The organism is Nitrospira sp. CMX1 (assembly GCF_054902215.1).
This window is the reverse complement of record NZ_JBUBKD010000040.1, coordinates 213,870-229,719: the sequence shown is the minus strand read 5'-3', so window position 1 is coordinate 229,719 and position 15,850 is coordinate 213,870. Positions and strand designations below refer to the sequence as shown.

15 protein-coding genes are annotated in these 15,850 nt (G+C 56.1%); 11 read left to right on the top strand and 4 right to left on the bottom strand.

Annotated elements, in window-relative coordinates; all coding sequences use genetic code 11:
* Positions 1–12: 12 nt before the first annotated feature.
* Both ACYX34_RS10760 and ACYX34_RS10755 read right to left on the bottom strand, forming a co-directional pair.
* Positions 13–1,083: an alkene reductase gene (locus ACYX34_RS10760; protein ID WP_462076560.1), complete on the bottom strand. Its 1,071-nt coding sequence runs from the start codon at positions 1,081–1,083 to the stop codon at positions 13–15.
* Positions 1,084–1,580: 497 nt separating this feature from the next.
* Positions 1,581–2,144: a metal-dependent hydrolase gene (locus ACYX34_RS10755; RefSeq protein WP_462076559.1), complete on the bottom strand. Its 564-nt coding sequence runs from the start codon at positions 2,142–2,144 to the stop codon at positions 1,581–1,583.
* A gap of 538 nt (positions 2,145–2,682) precedes the next feature.
* Between ACYX34_RS10755 and recA the strand changes: the two genes are divergently transcribed.
* The 11 genes from recA to ACYX34_RS10700 all read left to right on the top strand — a co-directional run bounded on the left by recA (position 2,683) and on the right by ACYX34_RS10700 (position 14,304).
* Positions 2,683–3,765 carry a recombinase RecA gene (gene recA, locus ACYX34_RS10750; protein ID WP_462076558.1) on the top strand — a complete coding sequence of 361 codons (1,083 nt, stop codon included), beginning with the start codon at positions 2,683–2,685 and terminating at the stop codon, positions 3,763–3,765.
* Positions 3,731–4,276, top strand: a complete 546-nt coding sequence (locus ACYX34_RS10745) for a regulatory protein RecX (protein WP_462076557.1) — start codon at positions 3,731–3,733, stop codon at positions 4,274–4,276. Before recA ends, ACYX34_RS10745 begins: the two co-directional genes overlap by 35 nt.
* Positions 4,263–6,899, top strand: a complete 2,637-nt coding sequence (gene alaS, locus ACYX34_RS10740; RefSeq protein ID WP_462076556.1) for an alanine--tRNA ligase — start codon at positions 4,263–4,265, stop codon at positions 6,897–6,899. Before ACYX34_RS10745 ends, alaS begins: the two co-directional genes overlap by 14 nt.
* Before the next feature lie 6 nt (positions 6,900–6,905).
* Positions 6,906–7,490 carry a Holliday junction resolvase RuvX gene (gene ruvX, locus ACYX34_RS10735; RefSeq protein WP_462076555.1) on the top strand — a complete coding sequence of 195 codons (585 nt, stop codon included), beginning with the start codon at positions 6,906–6,908 and terminating at the stop codon, positions 7,488–7,490.
* Positions 7,405–8,487: an endolytic transglycosylase MltG gene (mltG, locus tag ACYX34_RS10730; RefSeq protein ID WP_462076554.1), complete on the top strand. Its 1,083-nt coding sequence runs from the start codon at positions 7,405–7,407 to the stop codon at positions 8,485–8,487. Before ruvX ends, mltG begins: the two co-directional genes overlap by 86 nt.
* Before the next feature lie 3 nt (positions 8,488–8,490).
* Positions 8,491–9,168 (top strand): deoxyribose-phosphate aldolase, encoded by a 678-nt coding sequence (gene deoC, locus ACYX34_RS10725; RefSeq protein ID WP_462076553.1) that lies wholly within the window; start codon positions 8,491–8,493, stop codon positions 9,166–9,168.
* A gap of 4 nt (positions 9,169–9,172) precedes the next feature.
* Positions 9,173–9,487: a PilZ domain-containing protein gene (locus ACYX34_RS10720; RefSeq protein WP_462076552.1), complete on the top strand. Its 315-nt coding sequence runs from the start codon at positions 9,173–9,175 to the stop codon at positions 9,485–9,487.
* Between the two features lie 290 nt (positions 9,488–9,777).
* Positions 9,778–10,935, top strand: a complete 1,158-nt coding sequence (locus ACYX34_RS10715) for a phosphopentomutase (protein ID WP_462076551.1) — start codon at positions 9,778–9,780, stop codon at positions 10,933–10,935.
* 91 nt (positions 10,936–11,026) lie between these two features.
* Positions 11,027–11,488 (top strand): RidA family protein, encoded by a 462-nt coding sequence (locus ACYX34_RS10710; protein WP_462076550.1) that lies wholly within the window; start codon positions 11,027–11,029, stop codon positions 11,486–11,488.
* A gap of 93 nt (positions 11,489–11,581) precedes the next feature.
* Positions 11,582–13,315: an IPT/TIG domain-containing protein gene (locus ACYX34_RS10705; protein WP_462076549.1), complete on the top strand. Its 1,734-nt coding sequence runs from the start codon at positions 11,582–11,584 to the stop codon at positions 13,313–13,315.
* On the top strand, positions 13,315–14,304 hold the full coding sequence (locus tag ACYX34_RS10700; RefSeq protein WP_462076548.1) for a WD40/YVTN/BNR-like repeat-containing protein: 990 nt from the start codon (positions 13,315–13,317) through the stop codon (positions 14,302–14,304). The genes ACYX34_RS10705 and ACYX34_RS10700 overlap by 1 nt, the downstream gene beginning before the upstream one ends.
* Positions 14,305–14,324: 20 nt before the next feature.
* Here the strand turns inward: ACYX34_RS10700 and ACYX34_RS10695 are convergent, their stop codons facing one another.
* A complete protein-coding gene (locus tag ACYX34_RS10695) occupies positions 14,325–14,996 on the bottom strand; it encodes a transposase (protein WP_462076547.1) in 672 nt (223 codons plus the stop codon).
* A gap of 85 nt (positions 14,997–15,081) precedes the next feature.
* A complete protein-coding gene (locus tag ACYX34_RS10690) occupies positions 15,082–15,255 on the bottom strand; it encodes a hypothetical protein (protein WP_462076546.1) in 174 nt (57 codons plus the stop codon).
* Between the last annotated feature and the right edge of the window lie 595 nt (positions 15,256–15,850).

The window sequence follows — 15,850 nt, the reverse complement described above, 5'->3', positions numbered from 1 at the left end:
TGGGGTTGGGTGTCATCCGACCGATGTTGGGTAGTCGCTGTAGCCGTCTGCTCCGCCTCCATAGAGTCGATCAAAATTCACCTCATTCAATGGGGCCTCCTTCGCAAAGCGTTCGACCAGATCCGGATTGGCGATGTACGGCCGGCCGTAGACAATGGCGTCAGCGGCTCCTTGTGCAACTGTCGATTCGCCGCTTTCACGAGAATAACCCCCGTTGCTCATGAGGACTCCCTGGAAATGTCGTCGGGCCACTTGCAAGATGGCTTCTTCCGCAGGCAGCCCGTGGTTCTCATGCCGGATTTCAAGGAAGGCAATCTTGCGGCGATTCAGCTCTTGTGCCACATAGGTGACCAGTGCTTCCGGTTGACTCTCATGCATGTCGTTAAAGGGGACGAGAGGTGAGATCCGCACCGCGACACGTCCGGCTCCCCAGACGCTGATCGCCGCATCGGTGACTTCCAGCAGAAACCGAGCCCGGTTGGGCACTGAGCCGCCATAGGCATCCGTGCGTGCGTTCACGCCGTCGCGGAGAAAATTATCGATCAAATATCCGTGGGCACCATGGATTTGCACTCCGTCAAATCCGGCCTGTTTGGCGTTCTCGGCAGCGAGCCGAAACATCTCCACATGCCGTGGGATCTCTTCGATACGGAGTGCGTGAGGGATCTCGTACGGCTTATCGCCCTGAGGGGTATGGGTCATCTCATTGCGGATCGCCTTGGCGCTGCTGGAGACCGGCTGTTCACCATCGTTCAACAGCGAGTGCGCCGCACGGCCAGGATGCCAGACCTGCATGAAGATGCGGCCACTTTTGGCATGTACCGCCTCCGTCACGCGTTTCCAGCCGGCCACGTGTGCCGGACTGTAAATACCCCCTTCCCCCATGAAGGCACAGGCGTGGGCATCGACCATCGTACATTCCGTCATCATCAGACCGCTTGACGCGCGCTGGGAGTAGTAGTCCACCATCATGTCGTTGGGGATATGGGTAGCGCCGGCCCGTGCACGTGTGAGGGGCGCCATGATGATACGGCTGGGTAGGAGGATCTCTCCAACTTGGAGCGGGGTAAACAGTGTCGGCATTGGGTGTCCTTTTGTGCAAGAGGTAACGGTTCGGCGAGAGAATTTATAAGTGACCTGGCTGGAGAGTCAAGGTAGCAGAGAGAGCTGCACGGACGGTGGGTGTCGGTATTTTGACTACTGTTTGTCTCGACGTGCAGTGGCAGATCTCGTTGTGAGACAGAGCAGAAGCGGTAGGTTACAAAATGTTGTATGGCAGATGTTGCTGTTGAAACAGCATGGCCGCAGTTTCCCAGGTGGGAGTACAGAAGAATCGTACGTCGTCTGCTGATCGGCCTAATAACCTGCCGTCATCAGGGCAAACACTATAATCGCGATAACGACGATCCCGATGGCGATCAGCATAGTCGGCGGATTGTCGCCAAACATTCCAGGCATGGGTTTCCTCGTGTAGGCATATGACTCACCCTAATCCTTCTTGTTGCTGGGTGTCCAGCAGTAATCAGAGAAGGCTCACGACCTCTTTAAATATGTTCTTCTCATCGTGACGACAGGGACGATCAGGGCTTCGCTATTTGCTTTCCTTGTAGCGGGTAGTTGGAAACGGATTTCTGCTGGGTTTGCTCTTTCTTGTTGGCCAGGTAGAGATGCCGGATGTACCAGGCGTAGAGCAACGACAAGAGCATAAAGTTGGGAATGAGGATGCTGGGTGTCATCCATTGCCACCCGTCGAATTTCCAGTTGGAAAAGGGCCACAGCACCGGGGTCGGGAAAAAGGCATACGTATGCAAGGGCACGTCGGCCAAGACATGCAGTCCCCATGCTCCGAGTTCCCAGACCGGTCGTTTCAGGAAGAGCCACACGAAGACAAAGATGATGAGAAATACGACGAAACTATGGGTGTAATTGTAGAGTTGATGGACGTATTGAGGAATCGTCGATTCCGGAGGAGTGCCGTGACTGAAGTCGGGCTTCGACGATAAGCCGAGCGCGGCTGCGATGTACAGGACTCCGAATGAAAGAAGATCGGGCGCCATGCCGATGGCGAATGCCAGTCCAAAACTCCATCGGTTCTTGCGACCAAACGCAATCGAACCCCAGAGGCCATGAGAGATGAAGTCCATCAAATCCTTATCATGAAAGCATAACGGCACTATTCTACTTGGTCGAGTCTCTTCTGGTCCATTGGGGCCTGCTCCGAGGGATCTGGCTTCATGGCGTCGGGGGCAATATCAACGAGCCCATGATCAGGGTGCGGTTGAAGTACACGCCGGTCCCACCAGAGATGTAACAAACTAGGGTCAGGCGGCTTTTCCCACGGGACCTTGAACGAGACGCGGTTCTAGAATTGCCATGTGTGAGAGTGCGATCGTCGCAAGAAATGCGAGGTGCTCCCTATCTAAGGTGCATCATCAGCGTGGTTTCAGTCGCCTGCTAAGCCTGATGGGCTGGCTCGTAGAAAAGGTTGACGGCTTTCAGAAATGTGCGCGGGGAGGCTAGTAGACGGTTTCCTGCTATTAGTTGCGTCCTTCTTTATGCGCCGTCGTCATGTGTTCCATAAGATCATGAACTGTGTCTCTCCGATGAGATCAGACTAGGTTTCCCCTGATTGCTTCGGTATAATCCCCAGACAGATTCCGTTCACCCTGGGAGGAGATTCGAATGTCCGAAAAAGACGACAAGAAACGCGCACTGGACTTGGCCCTGTCCCAGATCGAGAAGCAGTATGGGAAGGGGGCCATCATGAAGCTGGGCGCCGAGGAGAAGGTCGATGTTCCGGCCATTTCCACCGGTTCGCTCGGTCTTGACATTGCTCTTGGAGTCGGCGGACTTCCGCGCGGACGGGTGATTGAGATCTTCGGTCCGGAGGCTTCGGGGAAGACCACCATGACGCTGCACTGTATTGCCGAGGTGCAGAAGGTGGGAGGTGTCGCGGCCTTTATCGATGCCGAACATGCTTTGGACCTGACCTATGCCAAGAAGTTGGGCGTGCAAGCCGATGATCTCCTCGTATCACAGCCAGATACAGGTGAGCAGGCCTTGGAGATCGCCGAAACGTTGGTACGCAGCGGGGCGATCGATCTGATTGTCATCGACTCGGTGGCGGCCTTGACGCCACGTGCTGAGATCGAAGGCGAGATGGGCGATGCCCACATGGGACTCCAGGCGCGGCTGATGTCGCAGGCCTTGAGAAAGCTCACCGGTGCGATCTCGAAATCGTTGACGACGGTCATCTTTATCAATCAAATTCGCATGAAGCTCGGGGTGATGTTCGGCAATCCAGAGACCACGACCGGCGGGAATGCGCTCAAGTTTTATTCCTCCGTCCGTTTGGATATTCGACGGATTGAGTCCATCAAGGAAGGTCAGGATGTGATGGGGAGCCGGGTTCGTGTGAAGGTGGTGAAGAACAAGATGGCACCGCCGTTTCGACAGGCGGAGTTCGACATCATGTTCGCCGAGGGGATTTCCAAAACCGGCGAGCTCGTGGATATGGGGGTCGACAAAAAGATCATTGAAAAGTCCGGTGCCTGGTATTCCTATAAAGGTGAACGGATCGGTCAGGGACGCGACGCGGCTCGAGAGTTTCTCAAGAACAACGTCGCCGCCGCTTGCGAAGTTGAACAAAAACTGCGGGAGGCAGCCGGTGTTCCCGCACGTGGTGAGAAGAAGGCTGAGACTAAAGCTGAGACTAAAGAGGACAAGCCGGTTGCGCGAAGCGAGGAAAAGCGGGCGCATCGGTGACGGGCGGAAGGAACAGGCTCGCCCGCGTGCCACACCCACAAGCCTGGATGAGGTGATCCGGCTCGCGGTTCGTTTTTTAGCGTCGCGAGATCGGACCGTTGCTCAGGTCGAACGGTTTCTCCTCTCACGAGGGATTGCCTCTTCCTCTATTGAGCCGACGATTTGCCGCTTGACGGACCTCCGGTACCTCGACGATCTTGCCTATGCTCAGCGATGGGTGGAACGGCGTTTGGCTACCAAGCCGATGGGCCAGGAGCGGCTGAAAGCAGAATTGCAGGCCAAGGGGATTTCGGATGGCTTGGCCGACGGGGTTCTCACGGAGATCTTTCGTGCTCATGGCGAGGAGGTGTTCGCGAGTCGTGCGATGCAGGCCCTATCTCGTCAGGGGAAGCGGCTGGCCCCGGTTCACATCGTGCGGTTCCTCCATCAGCGGGGTTTCAGCGACGAGGTGATCGATCGTATGATGATGGAATTCAAGAGAAATGAGGACGTTGTCCATGAAGGAGAATAGCGCAACCGAGCTGCGGCGGGCTTTTATCAGGTATTTCGAAGAGCATGGGCATCAGGCCGTGCCGAGTGCCTCCCTTTTGCCGCAAGCCGATCCCACCTTGCTTTTCACCAACGCCGGGATGAACCAGTTCAAGCGAGTGTTTCTCGGTGAAGAGACGCGCGCCTATGCGCGGGCCGTCTCGGTCCAAAAGTGTTTGCGCGCGGGGGGCAAGCATAACGATCTTGAGAATGTCGGGTATACCAGACGCCATCACACCTTTTTTGAAATGTTAGGAAACTTTTCGTTCGGCAATTACTTCAAAGAAGACGCGATTGTGTTTGGGTGGGAGTTCCTCACGCAAACCGTCGGGCTCACGAAGGATCGGCTCTGGGTGACGATTTTTCGAGAAGACGACGAAGCGGATCGCTTGTGGAAAAAGATCGGTGTGCCGGTCTCGCGCATTATGCGGTGCGATGAAAAAGATAATTTTTGGCAGATGGCGGATACCGGTCCCTGCGGCCCCTGTTCTGAGATCCATTTCGATCAAGGGTCTATCGTTCCAGGCGATGATCGACCAAATGGCGAGGGAGACCGAGTCATCGAGATCTGGAATCTGGTCTTCATGCAGTACAACCGCGATGCGTCAGGAACCCTCCATCCCCTCCCTAAGCCAAGTATCGATACCGGGATGGGGTTGGAACGGCTGGCTGCGGTGGCGCAGGGAGTCTACAGTAATTACGACAGCGATCTCTTTACACCGCTGTTGACCTCGATTGCCGAGCGGGCCGGTATGGAGTACGGCAAGAAGGACGTGTCGGATCGGTCCATGCGCGTCATCGCCGATCATTTGCGGGCCGTGACCTTTTTGATGACCGATGGGGTGCTACCCTCGAATGAGGGACGTGGGTACGTGCTGCGCAGAATTCTGCGTCGTGCGGCCCGGCATGGCCGACTGCTCGGGATCGTCGAGCCTTTTCTCCATGAGCTGACCGCGACGGTAGTAAGCCAGATGGGCGGGGCCTATCCGGAGATTGTCCGCGCGGCGAACACGATCACTGAAGCCACCTGTGGTGAAGAAGAACGGTTTATTGCGACGCTTGATCAAGGGTTGCCGATTTTAAATGAGATGATCGAGAAGACGCGAGCCGCAGGCCGGACGGTCTTGGCTGGTGAGGATGTCTTCAAACTTTACGATACCTACGGGTTCCCGATGGATCTCATCACCGAGGCCTGCCGCGAACAAACTATGACCGTCGATGAGCCGGGGTTTGATGCGGCGATAGAGGAACAGCGGACTCGCGCACGGAAAACCGGTGGGTTTGAGCAAGACACGGCACGCCCGGTCGTTGCGGAGCTGGCGAAGCGGATTGGGGGCACGCAATTTATCGGCTATGACCGACTGGAGAGTGAAGCCCTGCTCCGTGCCATTCTCAAGGGCGAGCAGGTGGTGAAGGAAGCGAGGGAAGGGGACGAGGTCGAGGTGGCCCTCGATGTCACGCCGTTTTATGCCGAAGGCGGTGGACAAGTCGGAGATCGAGGAACTCTATCTGGGCCGGAAGGGCTGATGGAGATCACGGACACGACAAGACCCGCACCGGCCCTCATTCTTCACAAGGGGGTGGTTCGGAAAGGGTGCATTCGTGAAGGTGAGCATCTGCACCTGACGGTGAACGCCTCCACACGCCGGGATGCGGCGCGCAATCACACGGCGACACACCTGGTCCATGCGGCCTTGCGTGATCTGCTCGGTCCACATGTGAAGCAGTATGGGTCATTGGTCGGGCCTAATCGGCTTCGGTTTGATTTCGCCCATTTCCGGCCCTTGTCTTCTCGCGATATCGATGAGATCGAATCGACGGTGAACGAGGAGATCAGAAAGAACGAGTCGGTGGTCACCGAGGTGATGAGTATTCAGGACGCTGTCGCGAAAGGCGCCTTGGCCTTCTTCGGTGACAAGTACGGCGAACAGGTTCGGGTGGTGTCGGTTGAGTCGTTTAGTAAGGAGCTCTGTGGCGGGACCCATTGTCGGCAGACCGGTGAGATCGGACTCTTTCGGATTGTCTCCGAGACCGGTGTCGCAGCCGGTGTGCGACGACTGGAGGCTCAAACGGGCAGCGGCGCGTACAACCAGATGAAGACACTCGAGGCCGAGGTTCGACAGTTGTCGGATCTCCTGAAAGTGGGGCAGTCGGAGATTGTCGCCAGGACGAGAAAGCTGCTGACACAACTCAAAGACAAGGAACGTGAACTGGAAGAGGTGAAGCTCAAGATGGCCGGGGGAGCGGCAGCCGCCTCCACAATCAAAACCATTGCCGGTGTGTCGGTCCACGTGCAACGGACTGATGGATTGGACGTGACGGCGATGCGGATGTTGGCCGACCAGTTGCGGGACAAGATGAAGAGCGGTGTCATTGCACTTGGCGCAGAAGTTGAGGCCGGGAAAGTCTCGTTGCTCGTGGTCGTCACGAAAGATCTGGTCGGCCGCCTGAAGGCGGGAGAACTCATTAAGCCCATGGCGGTTGAGGTCGGCGGGACGGGCGGCGGCCGTCCGGAAATGGCCCAGGCAGGAGGAAAAGATGCCTCGCGTCTTGATGCGGCGCTCGAAAAGGTTTTTAGCCTGGTCGAAACTCTGCTCCAGCGTTAAACTGTCATGGCAACCAGGATCTTAGCCCTCGACTACGGCACCAAGCGGATGGGCGTGGCGCTCAGCGATGAGCTTGGGTGGACGGCTCAACCGCTTGAAACGTATGAACGGAGGACGCTGGAGCTCGATCTCGCACATATTCAACAGTTGGTGAACGCACACGAGGTCCGAGAGGTCTTGATCGGACTGCCGTTACGACTCAATGGCGAAGAAGGACCGGCGGTTCAGGCCGTTCATTGTTTTGTCGACCGGCTCGGAGAGGTGTTGTCGGTTCCGATCGTTCTGTGGGATGAGCGGATGACGACCCGATCGGCGGAAGAGTTATTGATCGCCGCCGATGTCAGTCGAAAAAAACGCAAGGGGGTCGTCGATCGTGTCGCTGCGGCGATTCTGTTACAGGGCTATCTTGAAGCTCAGGCGGCTTCACCAAGTCCTGGAACGGAACATCCCTCAGCGCAGCAGGTAGAGGAAGAGTGGGGAGAGTCGTCGTCGACCGACCAATCGCATGATGCTTCGTGGGATCCTCATCACCGCCGTCACTCTCGTCGTGCTCGCCGGGGTGGTCGGCTATCTAATGATTCGATGGGCTGAAGCGCCTGTCCTCTCCGAGGCCGATCATCCTCCTGAGAAGATCGTGGTCATCCCTGAAGGGGCCACGTTCAACCAAGCCGCGACCATCCTCGAACGGGAGCAGTTGATCAGGAGTCGATGGGCTTTTCTCATGCTGGGGAAATCCCAGGAGGCGGACCGCAAGATTCATCCAGGAGAATATGCGCTTCATGCCGCTATGCCGCCGGCAGAAATTCTGTCAAAGTTTCTGTCCGGTCGCGTCGTGTTGCACCCCATCACGATTCCTGAAGGCTATGCGATGAGTCAGATTGCTGATGTGTTTGTGGAACAGCACATCACGAACCGGGAGGAATTCCTCAGGCTGGCATCGGACAAGTCGTTTGTGAAGACGCTGGGAGTGACTGCGGATTCCGTGGAGGGCTACCTCTATCCCGATACCTACCGGTTTGCGAGGCCGACGGCGGCAAAAGACGTGATTCGAGCGATGGTGGAGCAGTTGGATCACGTCATGACCGAAGAGTTGAAAGTGCGGGCGAAAGCGATCAACCTCACCGTCCATCAAGTCCTGACCCTTGCCTCGGTGATTGAAAAAGAAACGGGGGCGGGGGACGAACGACCCCAGATTTCAGCCGTCTTTCATAATCGGTTGAAGAAAAACATTCCGCTACAAAGTGATCCGACCGTCATCTACGGGCTGCCGAACTTCGACGGGAATTTGCATAAGAAAGACCTCTCCCACCCCAGCCCCTACAATACCTATCGGTGGGTGGGGTTGCCGCCTGGTCCGATTGCCAGTCCTGGCGCGGACGCGATTCGCGCGGCTTTGTATCCTGTCCCATCGGCGTACCTGTATTTTGTGTCTCGGAACGATGGGACCCATCAGTTTTCTGCCACATTGGTTGAACACAATAAGGCGGTGGAAAAGTACCAAAAGCGTCCGTTCCGAAAAGCACCTCATTCGCAGACGTTCATAGTCCCGAAGAGCAATGCGATCCATCACGAAGAAGGAGTGTCGTAGCGCATGTCACGTTGGAACCTTCCTGTACTGATCGACCATACCGTCTTGAGGCCGGAGGCGACGAAGTCCGATGTGCTTCGGCTCTGTGAGGAGGCGAAGGCCCATGGGTTTACTGTTATTTTTGTCCCGCCTTGTTATGTTGACGAGGCTGCAGCGGCGATCGCGGGTACGGATATCCGTCTTGGGATCCCGATCGGGTTTCCCCTGGGTGGACACACGACGAGAACCAAGGTGGCTGAAGCGGTCGAGGCGGTTTCTCGCGGGGCCCGCGTGTTGGATATGGTGCTGAACGTCAGCCGACTGAAATCAGGAGACCATGACTATGTGCGGATGGATATTGCTGAAGTCGTGAAGGCGACGCCTGGAGTCGAGCACAAGGTCATTCTTGAGACCTGTTATCTGACGCAGGAAGAAAAACGAACCGCTTGCCATCTCGTCGTGGAGGCTGGAGCAGAGTATGTCAAGACCTCGACGGGGTTCGGGGCTGCCGGGGCGACTGTTGAGGATGTTCGTTTGATGAAGAATGCCGTGGCAGGAAAGGCCAAGGTGAAGGCTTCAGGCGGGATCCGAGATTGGGAAACGACTCTTGCGATGCTCAAGGCCGGTGCTGACCGGATTGGCACGAGTGCCAGCCTCACGATTCTTCATCAATGGCACGCATCGTCAGGCAAAAGCGGATAGGGCTATGGAAGAGCAGAGACATGTTCCTCGCCATCACGTGGAGTGCTCGGTCACCTTTGTTGTCGAGGATGTTTCAGGAACGGGAACGGTCTTCAATCTGTCGCAGGATGGATGTGCGATCGAATCGAGGGTGCCAGTGCCGCCGACAGGCTATGCCTCGCTGTTCATTTCCTTCCCTGGTGATCCTGATCCGGTCGTCATAGACCTTGCACGGCTTCGGTGGGTGACTCGTTCGGAGTTTGGGTGTGAGTTTCGAATCATGAGCCAGACCGCACGGAAACGGGTACAACGATATCTCGTCATGGATCGTGCAGCCTAGCTGTTGGAGTCCCCGTCCTCTCTGTTCGCTTGATCTTCCTAACGATTCCATCCGTCTCAACATCGACTCACGGTGATGCGGTTAGGTTAATTGATGATCAAATGAGTCATCCTCCTTGTTTTGCGTCGAGGTGGGATCGGAACCAGGTTGGATGTGGCAGCCTATGGCGATGCTACGATGGATTGTGCGGACTGCGTTGCCAGAATCCGCTTCTGCTATGTCCGCTTGGATCCTCCTGCCGGTCCCATACGTCTCTATGTCGATGTCCGCTGAATTGGTAGAGTACGGCGATGATTAAGCGAGTCATCCTCCTTGTCTTGGATGGGTGTGGGGTCGGAGCCTTGCCGGATGCGGCAGACTACGGCGATGCTGAGGCGAATACCCTTGTCCATCTTGCTGAGTCCGTCGGGGAACTCAGTCTGCCCAATCTAGAAATGCTTGGTCTTGGCCATATCGCCCAGATCAAGGGTGTGCGTGCGATGGGGCAACCAAGCGGGTGTTTTGGACGTCTCGCATTCGCGTCGGCGGGGAAAGATTCTGTGGTGGGATATTGGGAAATGAGCGGGGTCGTACAGCAAGAACGAGCGGCTGTTTGCCGTTCTGGTGTGCCCTCGTCGATTGTGGATATGATCGAGCAGGTGTTCGGTCGAAAGTCGATTGGTAGAGAGGTGGCTTCGATGGGGGCGATGCTCCGTCGGTATGGCGTGGAGCATATGGCGACGGGGGCGCCGATACTCTGGACCGACGGCGGCGATACCTGTGTGCTGGCCATGCATGAAGCCATCATGGCCGTGTCTGAATTTCATCATCGATGTCGTGAGGTTCGAAAAACGGCCAAGGAGGCCGGGATTTTTCTTCGTGTTGTCGCGCAACCGGTGAGTGGCGAACATGATCGACTTCGGCCTCAGGTTGGACGAAAGGATTGTGTGCATGAACCGCCAGGCGTGACGATGTTCGATGTCTTGAGTCGATCCGGTCAGATTGCGATGGGGGTCGGGAAGGTCTATGATCTCTTCAGTGGTCGTGGATTTACGAAAGCCTTTGCAGTCGCATCGGGGATTGCGGGTTTGGAGGAAGTGGTGGGCATGTTGAACAAGGTTCCACGTGGGCTCCTCTGCGCAAGTGTGGATCTGTGGTCGGAGGAGACGACGCAGATGGCCACGGCTCTGCAAGAGTTTGATCGCCGTCTGCCGGAGTTATTCGAAAAGTTGCGCCTCGGCGATATGGTCATTGTGACGGCTGATCATGGACGAGATGGCTTCTTGTCCGGCACGACGCCGACGCGCGAATACGTTCCGCTTTGTGTCACCGGTCCTAAACTGGCCCAAGGTGTTGATTTGGGGACAAGGACGACGGCTGCGGACGTGGCGCAGACGATCGCGGAAGCCTTGGGGGCTGATCGAGTACTCCACGGGGAGAGTTTTCTGAATGCGCTGAAGTCGGGATAGAGGTGAAACGTGAGAAGGAAAACATGAAAGGTGAAAAGGAAGGGGTGAATGGTGAGGAGGACGTCGGGAAAGGCCCGCAGGGAACGCCTATATGTCGTATGAAGCGAAACTCAAAGAGTTAGGAGTAACGCTACCCGATCCTCCGAAACCGGTGGCGAATTATGTGCCGGTTGTTCGGGTGGGTGACCTGTTGTTTCTCTCTGGTGTCCTGCCGTCGCGCGATGGGCAGCTCATCATGACCGGCAAGCTTGGCCAAGAATTGACGATGGAACAGGGGAAAGAGGCCTCACGAGTGGCGGTGCTGAATGGATTGAGTATCATTCGGCATGCAGCCGGCTCGCTTGATCGAGTGAGGCAGATCGTCAAAATGGTTGGCCATATCGCCTCGGCTCCTGGATTTACCGATCAGCCCCAGGTACTGAACGGAGCCTCAGACCTCCTGGTTTCAGTCTTTGGTGATGCCGGTCGACATGCGCGTGTCGCCGTCGGCGCAGCGGAACTGCCCCGCCAGGCTCCCGTGGAAATCGAATTGATCGTTCAGCTTCTTTCCTAGCCTGCCTTGACTCTGTAAAAAACCACTTGTTAAAGTCGTGCATGGCGCACGTCATGGATTTCCCCTTCCCGTTTTTTTTCTGAAAGGTCACCCATGCAACGAATGGCCACGTTCACCACATTCCTCGTGTTGTTGCTTCTGTCAGGCAACCATACGTATGCAGCGGCTAAGAGTAAGGCGGTCGAGCCCAAGGTGACTGTTGAGCTTTCGACCAACATGACAACTCTCGGCGCGACGGTTACGCTCAGCGGAAAAGGGTTTGGCTCCTTTAAGTCGACGGCATTCAACAAAGTCACCGTCAATGGGCTGTCGGCTCTGGTGCAACGGTGGGAACCCGAGCTTATTGAGGTCAAAGTTCCGTTCAAGGCGACCAGCGGGTTCGTCGAGGTCATGATCGGGAAGAAGAAGGTGCTTGGCGGCTTGTTATCGATTGGCACGCCTCAGATCGACGACATTACCCCGACGGAAGCCGAGCGTGGGGCCACGCTTCAGATCACGGGTCGGCATTTCGGTCTGTCCGCTGGGGCTCGCGATCCCAATACAATGTTCGGTGTGAATGATGTGATCGTTGGAGGGGTAGTCGTTCGACCGCGGCGTTGGAAGGATGACAAGATTGAGCTGGAGATCCCCGCCAATGCGACGAGCGGCGATGTGGTGGTGCGGTTGGCCTCCTCAGATCCGCTTCCGGATGGATCCTGTTGTGCGCCTGTTGAATATGTTCGGAGCAATGCTGTTCCGCTGAAACTGAAGCCGCTTATTCGGGTGGATCCGATCAGTGGGCCTGTGGGGACGAAGGTGGTGTTATTCGGCCAGGGGTTCGGGCAAGCCAAAGAACGGATGGATGACGGCGTGTTCATCGCTGGAAAACCCGCGACGATCGCCCAATGGAAAGACGACGTCATCGTGGTTCATGTCCCACTTGAGGCCGAGTCCGGTCCGCTGATGTTGCGACTACAGGGCCAAGAACGGGTGCTGACTCAGTTTACGGTTCATGTTCCCCACATCACGATGCTGAGCCCATCCAGCGCTCCGATTGGAACCTTGCTCAGGATCAGCGGGGAGCATTTTGGATTTTTTTCGGAGAGTGGGGCGACTCCGTACAACTTCATGGATTTCAATACGGGTCAGAATCGAGTCGAGATCGGTGGGATTCCAGCTGTTATCTATCGGTGGAACGATGATCGTATCGACGTGTGGGTGCCATTCAGCGCGAAAAGTGGAAAGGTTATGATCTATCGGAGTGCCACCAAGCCGAATCTCGGAGGGCTCTGTTGCGCCGAACGGGGGACGGTGGCGATTGAGGCTGGCGACTTCACATTGGTGACGCCCACGGTCGAGACCTATGATCCCAAGTCAGCCGGGTTGGACGCGACGGTGACCATTAAGGGGAGCGGGTTTGGGACGTTCTTGAAGACTGCTGAACATGCCGATCTGGGACTCAATCAGAAGGCCTACAAACGGCGATCCGACATTGAAATCAACGAGCCGGAGGCTAGTGCCACCGTCTTATCAAACGTCTCCCGCACGGAGGTGCTCTTCAACGGCGCAGCGGCGCTGGTGCAGTCGTGGACAGATCAGGAGATTGTGGTCAAGGTCCCGCATCGCAACCTGTATGGGATCGGAAAAAAAGGTGAATTTTTCGATGATCTTGCCACAGGGCCTCTGGTGGTCCGTCGGGGATCCTGGGATCTCTTGCCGGATGGCACCTGCTGTTCGCCGAAGAAATGGCTGACAATGGAAGCCGGCCAGTTCACCATCGAGCCGAAGGGACTTCCCGACGACGGGTATTGGACAAATAACAGGCCAGATGCGAGTACCAGTCAATAATGCCGGTTCCACCGCACGTTGTCCGTGTTCGATCACATTTCATTTCCCTGGTGCTACTGCTTGTGGCGCTGGGGCTTCCGCAATTGGCGGGGAGCAGCGAGACGGCGCTTTCCCTCACGATCCAGACGAGTCACACACAATCCACTTTGTTGAGCATTCAGTTTCCCACGCCTCAACAGGGTTGGGCGGTGGGATCCGGTGGAACTATTCTCAAGACCACCGATAGCGGGAAAAAGTGGAAGCGGGTGGTCAGCGGAACGACGACCTTACTCACGTCCGTATTCTTTGTCGACTCGTCGAATGGATGGGTGACGGGCGCCGGAGGATGGCTCAGCCGAACGACGAACGGGGGAGAGTCCTGGTCTCCGCAGCCGGTCGATACACAACAGCCGCTGTATGCCGTCTATTTTGCGACTCCCGATGTCGGATGGGTGATTGGGGGGGGCGGGACCATTTTTCACACCAAGGATGGCGGCTTGCATTGGAGAGAGCAGGTCAGTGGTACCACGGCGGCGCTCTATGCCGCACACTTCCTTGATGAGCAGAAAGGGACCATCGCGGGCGCACTGGGAACTATCCTGTCAACCTCCGATGGGGGTGCGACGTGGACGGCACAAGCCACGCAGAATGCGGCGACCTTGTTCGATGTGTTTTTCACGGATGCTCTGACTGGCTGGGCGGTTGGCAATGCCGGGGCGTTGTTTCAGACGACAGACGGTGGTGCTAAATGGGTCGATCAGACTCTGCCCTGCGGAAAGACCTGCACGAAAGTGATCGATCTCTTGAAGGTCCGGTTCACGAGTCGGCAAGAAGGCTGGATTGTTGGTGAACGAGGGACGTTGTACCGAACGATCGACGCAGGTCTCACCTGGAGCGAGGGGAAGGCGATCGCCCCTGCGTCATTGTTTGGACTCAGTTTTCCTGATGCTGTGCAGGGGTGGGCAAGCGGGGAAAACGGCACCATTGTTCGTCTGCAAGTAGGCCGTTGAACACACGATAGTTGCACTGGTTACGATCCCTTGGGCCTGCCGCGTGGCCGAAGCGTTGATTCCATACCATACCGCTTTGCCATCCGGTTCACCCACGCCTCGTCGCCGAAAGGACGTCCTCGCTGCACACTCACTCGAAGGGTTTCCAGCTCCTCGCCGGTTTCAGGTCGATTGACCCGAGTCATCCAATTGCGCGGGGGGGGGACCGGCCAATTACTCAGCCAGGTCGTCAGTTTCGCGTCTCCCCGAGCACGTCGCCATAGGCTACTCCATCGCCAGTGTTCTGCTTGTCTGACCAACTTGGCCCGCAGCGCATTACGTTCCACATAACGTGCGACGGTCAAAAAGTGCTCATCGGTCTGAACAGGGAATGATTTGAAGCGGCCTTGATAGACCGGACCTGTTCCTGCTGTTTCATGCTGGACATGCCAGCGCTGTGTATGGGTTACAGTGATCCAGCGGAGGATTTCTGAGAGTTCTCCGTCCTGGCGAGGCCACAGGAGGAGGTGCCAGTGATTGGGCATGAGGCAATAGGCGGCAATGCGAATGCGGAAGGCGGCATGGGCTTCGGCCAGGATGGCTTCAAAGGCGAGGTAGTCTGCCGGACTTTCAAACAACGAAAGTCGACCAACCCGGCGGTTCAGCACGTGATAGGCGAGGTTGCCGGCAGCAAGACGAGGACGACGTGGCATAGGTAATCTTGTACTCAACCCGTTATAAGGTTGTCAAGAAAAGAGTCCCGACCCCATATTGATTACTGAAAGCCGTATGCTGTTTCTAGCTAGCGGCAACGGTCTCGGATTCGCTGGCCTCGAGACTCTTGCGGCGATTCCTGGAAATAGTGCGGTCGATGATCGCACCGCAATTGAGGCATTTCCAGGCATAGAATACCAGAAAGAAATCTGAGAACCGCTCCAACAGCATCGTCCCTTTGCACTTCGGACATTCCATCGATCCCTCCTAGGATGACGAGGTGTACAGCTAGTGATAAGGCTAAGCAAGAACTGCACCAAGTAGTCATGGGCGATATCCCACTGATTTGTCAGTTACGTATGTATACGTTGAAGAGTGTTTCCAAAATATTGACGGTGACGGCAGGCACCAGACGTCAAGGTTTTGTCGCTCTTGTAAAAGGGTCGGGAGTCTTTCTGTAATGGGTTTGAGGCATGGAGAATGGTCATTGGCATTATTATAATAATACCCGACCCCTATACTGCGAGAAGGGAGGATTAGATCTTTCCTGCTCTGCCCTCTGTGTTGCAGAGGCGTGTCCAGCGATGTTCTCGATGACCTCTGGAAATGAATATTCCTGTAGAGTTCACGGTGTGAGCAGGGAAGCCGCCTTCGGTGGAGTGCGGTTGGTTTCAGCGATGAGATGCACATGCTCCTCGTGTATTACACGGAAGGATTGCATCGCCATTCATGAGTAGAAAGGAGAGTAGGTTGAGGGAGCATCTTATGTTAGAGTCTAACGAGAAGATTCTTGTGGATCAGTGGAAATACATGATTGCACAATCTCTTCTTGATGGGACAAGATTCGTTGCTG

Excerpts from the sequence above, each read along its gene's own strand:
- ACYX34_RS10760 (WP_462076560.1), bottom strand. The coding sequence starts at position 1,083 with ATGCCGACACTGTTTACCCCGCTCCAAGTTGGAGAGATCCTCCTACCC.
- ACYX34_RS10755 (WP_462076559.1), bottom strand. The coding sequence starts at position 2,144 with ATGGACTTCATCTCTCATGGCCTCTGGGGTTCGATTGCGTTTGGTCGC.
- recA (WP_462076558.1), top strand. The coding sequence starts at position 2,683 with ATGTCCGAAAAAGACGACAAGAAACGCGCACTGGACTTGGCCCTGTCC.
- alaS (WP_462076556.1), top strand. The coding sequence starts at position 4,263 with ATGAAGGAGAATAGCGCAACCGAGCTGCGGCGGGCTTTTATCAGGTAT.
- ruvX (WP_462076555.1), top strand. The coding sequence starts at position 6,906 with ATGGCAACCAGGATCTTAGCCCTCGACTACGGCACCAAGCGGATGGGC.
- mltG (WP_462076554.1), top strand. The coding sequence starts at position 7,405 with ATGATGCTTCGTGGGATCCTCATCACCGCCGTCACTCTCGTCGTGCTC.
- deoC (WP_462076553.1), top strand. The coding sequence starts at position 8,491 with ATGTCACGTTGGAACCTTCCTGTACTGATCGACCATACCGTCTTGAGG.
- ACYX34_RS10720 (WP_462076552.1), top strand. The coding sequence starts at position 9,173 with ATGGAAGAGCAGAGACATGTTCCTCGCCATCACGTGGAGTGCTCGGTC.
- ACYX34_RS10715 (WP_462076551.1), top strand. The coding sequence starts at position 9,778 with ATGATTAAGCGAGTCATCCTCCTTGTCTTGGATGGGTGTGGGGTCGGA.
- ACYX34_RS10710 (WP_462076550.1), top strand. The coding sequence starts at position 11,027 with ATGTCGTATGAAGCGAAACTCAAAGAGTTAGGAGTAACGCTACCCGAT.
- ACYX34_RS10705 (WP_462076549.1), top strand. The coding sequence starts at position 11,582 with ATGCAACGAATGGCCACGTTCACCACATTCCTCGTGTTGTTGCTTCTG.
- ACYX34_RS10700 (WP_462076548.1), top strand. The coding sequence starts at position 13,315 with ATGCCGGTTCCACCGCACGTTGTCCGTGTTCGATCACATTTCATTTCC.
- ACYX34_RS10695 (WP_462076547.1), bottom strand. The coding sequence starts at position 14,996 with ATGCCACGTCGTCCTCGTCTTGCTGCCGGCAACCTCGCCTATCACGTG.
- ACYX34_RS10690 (WP_462076546.1), bottom strand. The coding sequence starts at position 15,255 with ATGGAATGTCCGAAGTGCAAAGGGACGATGCTGTTGGAGCGGTTCTCA.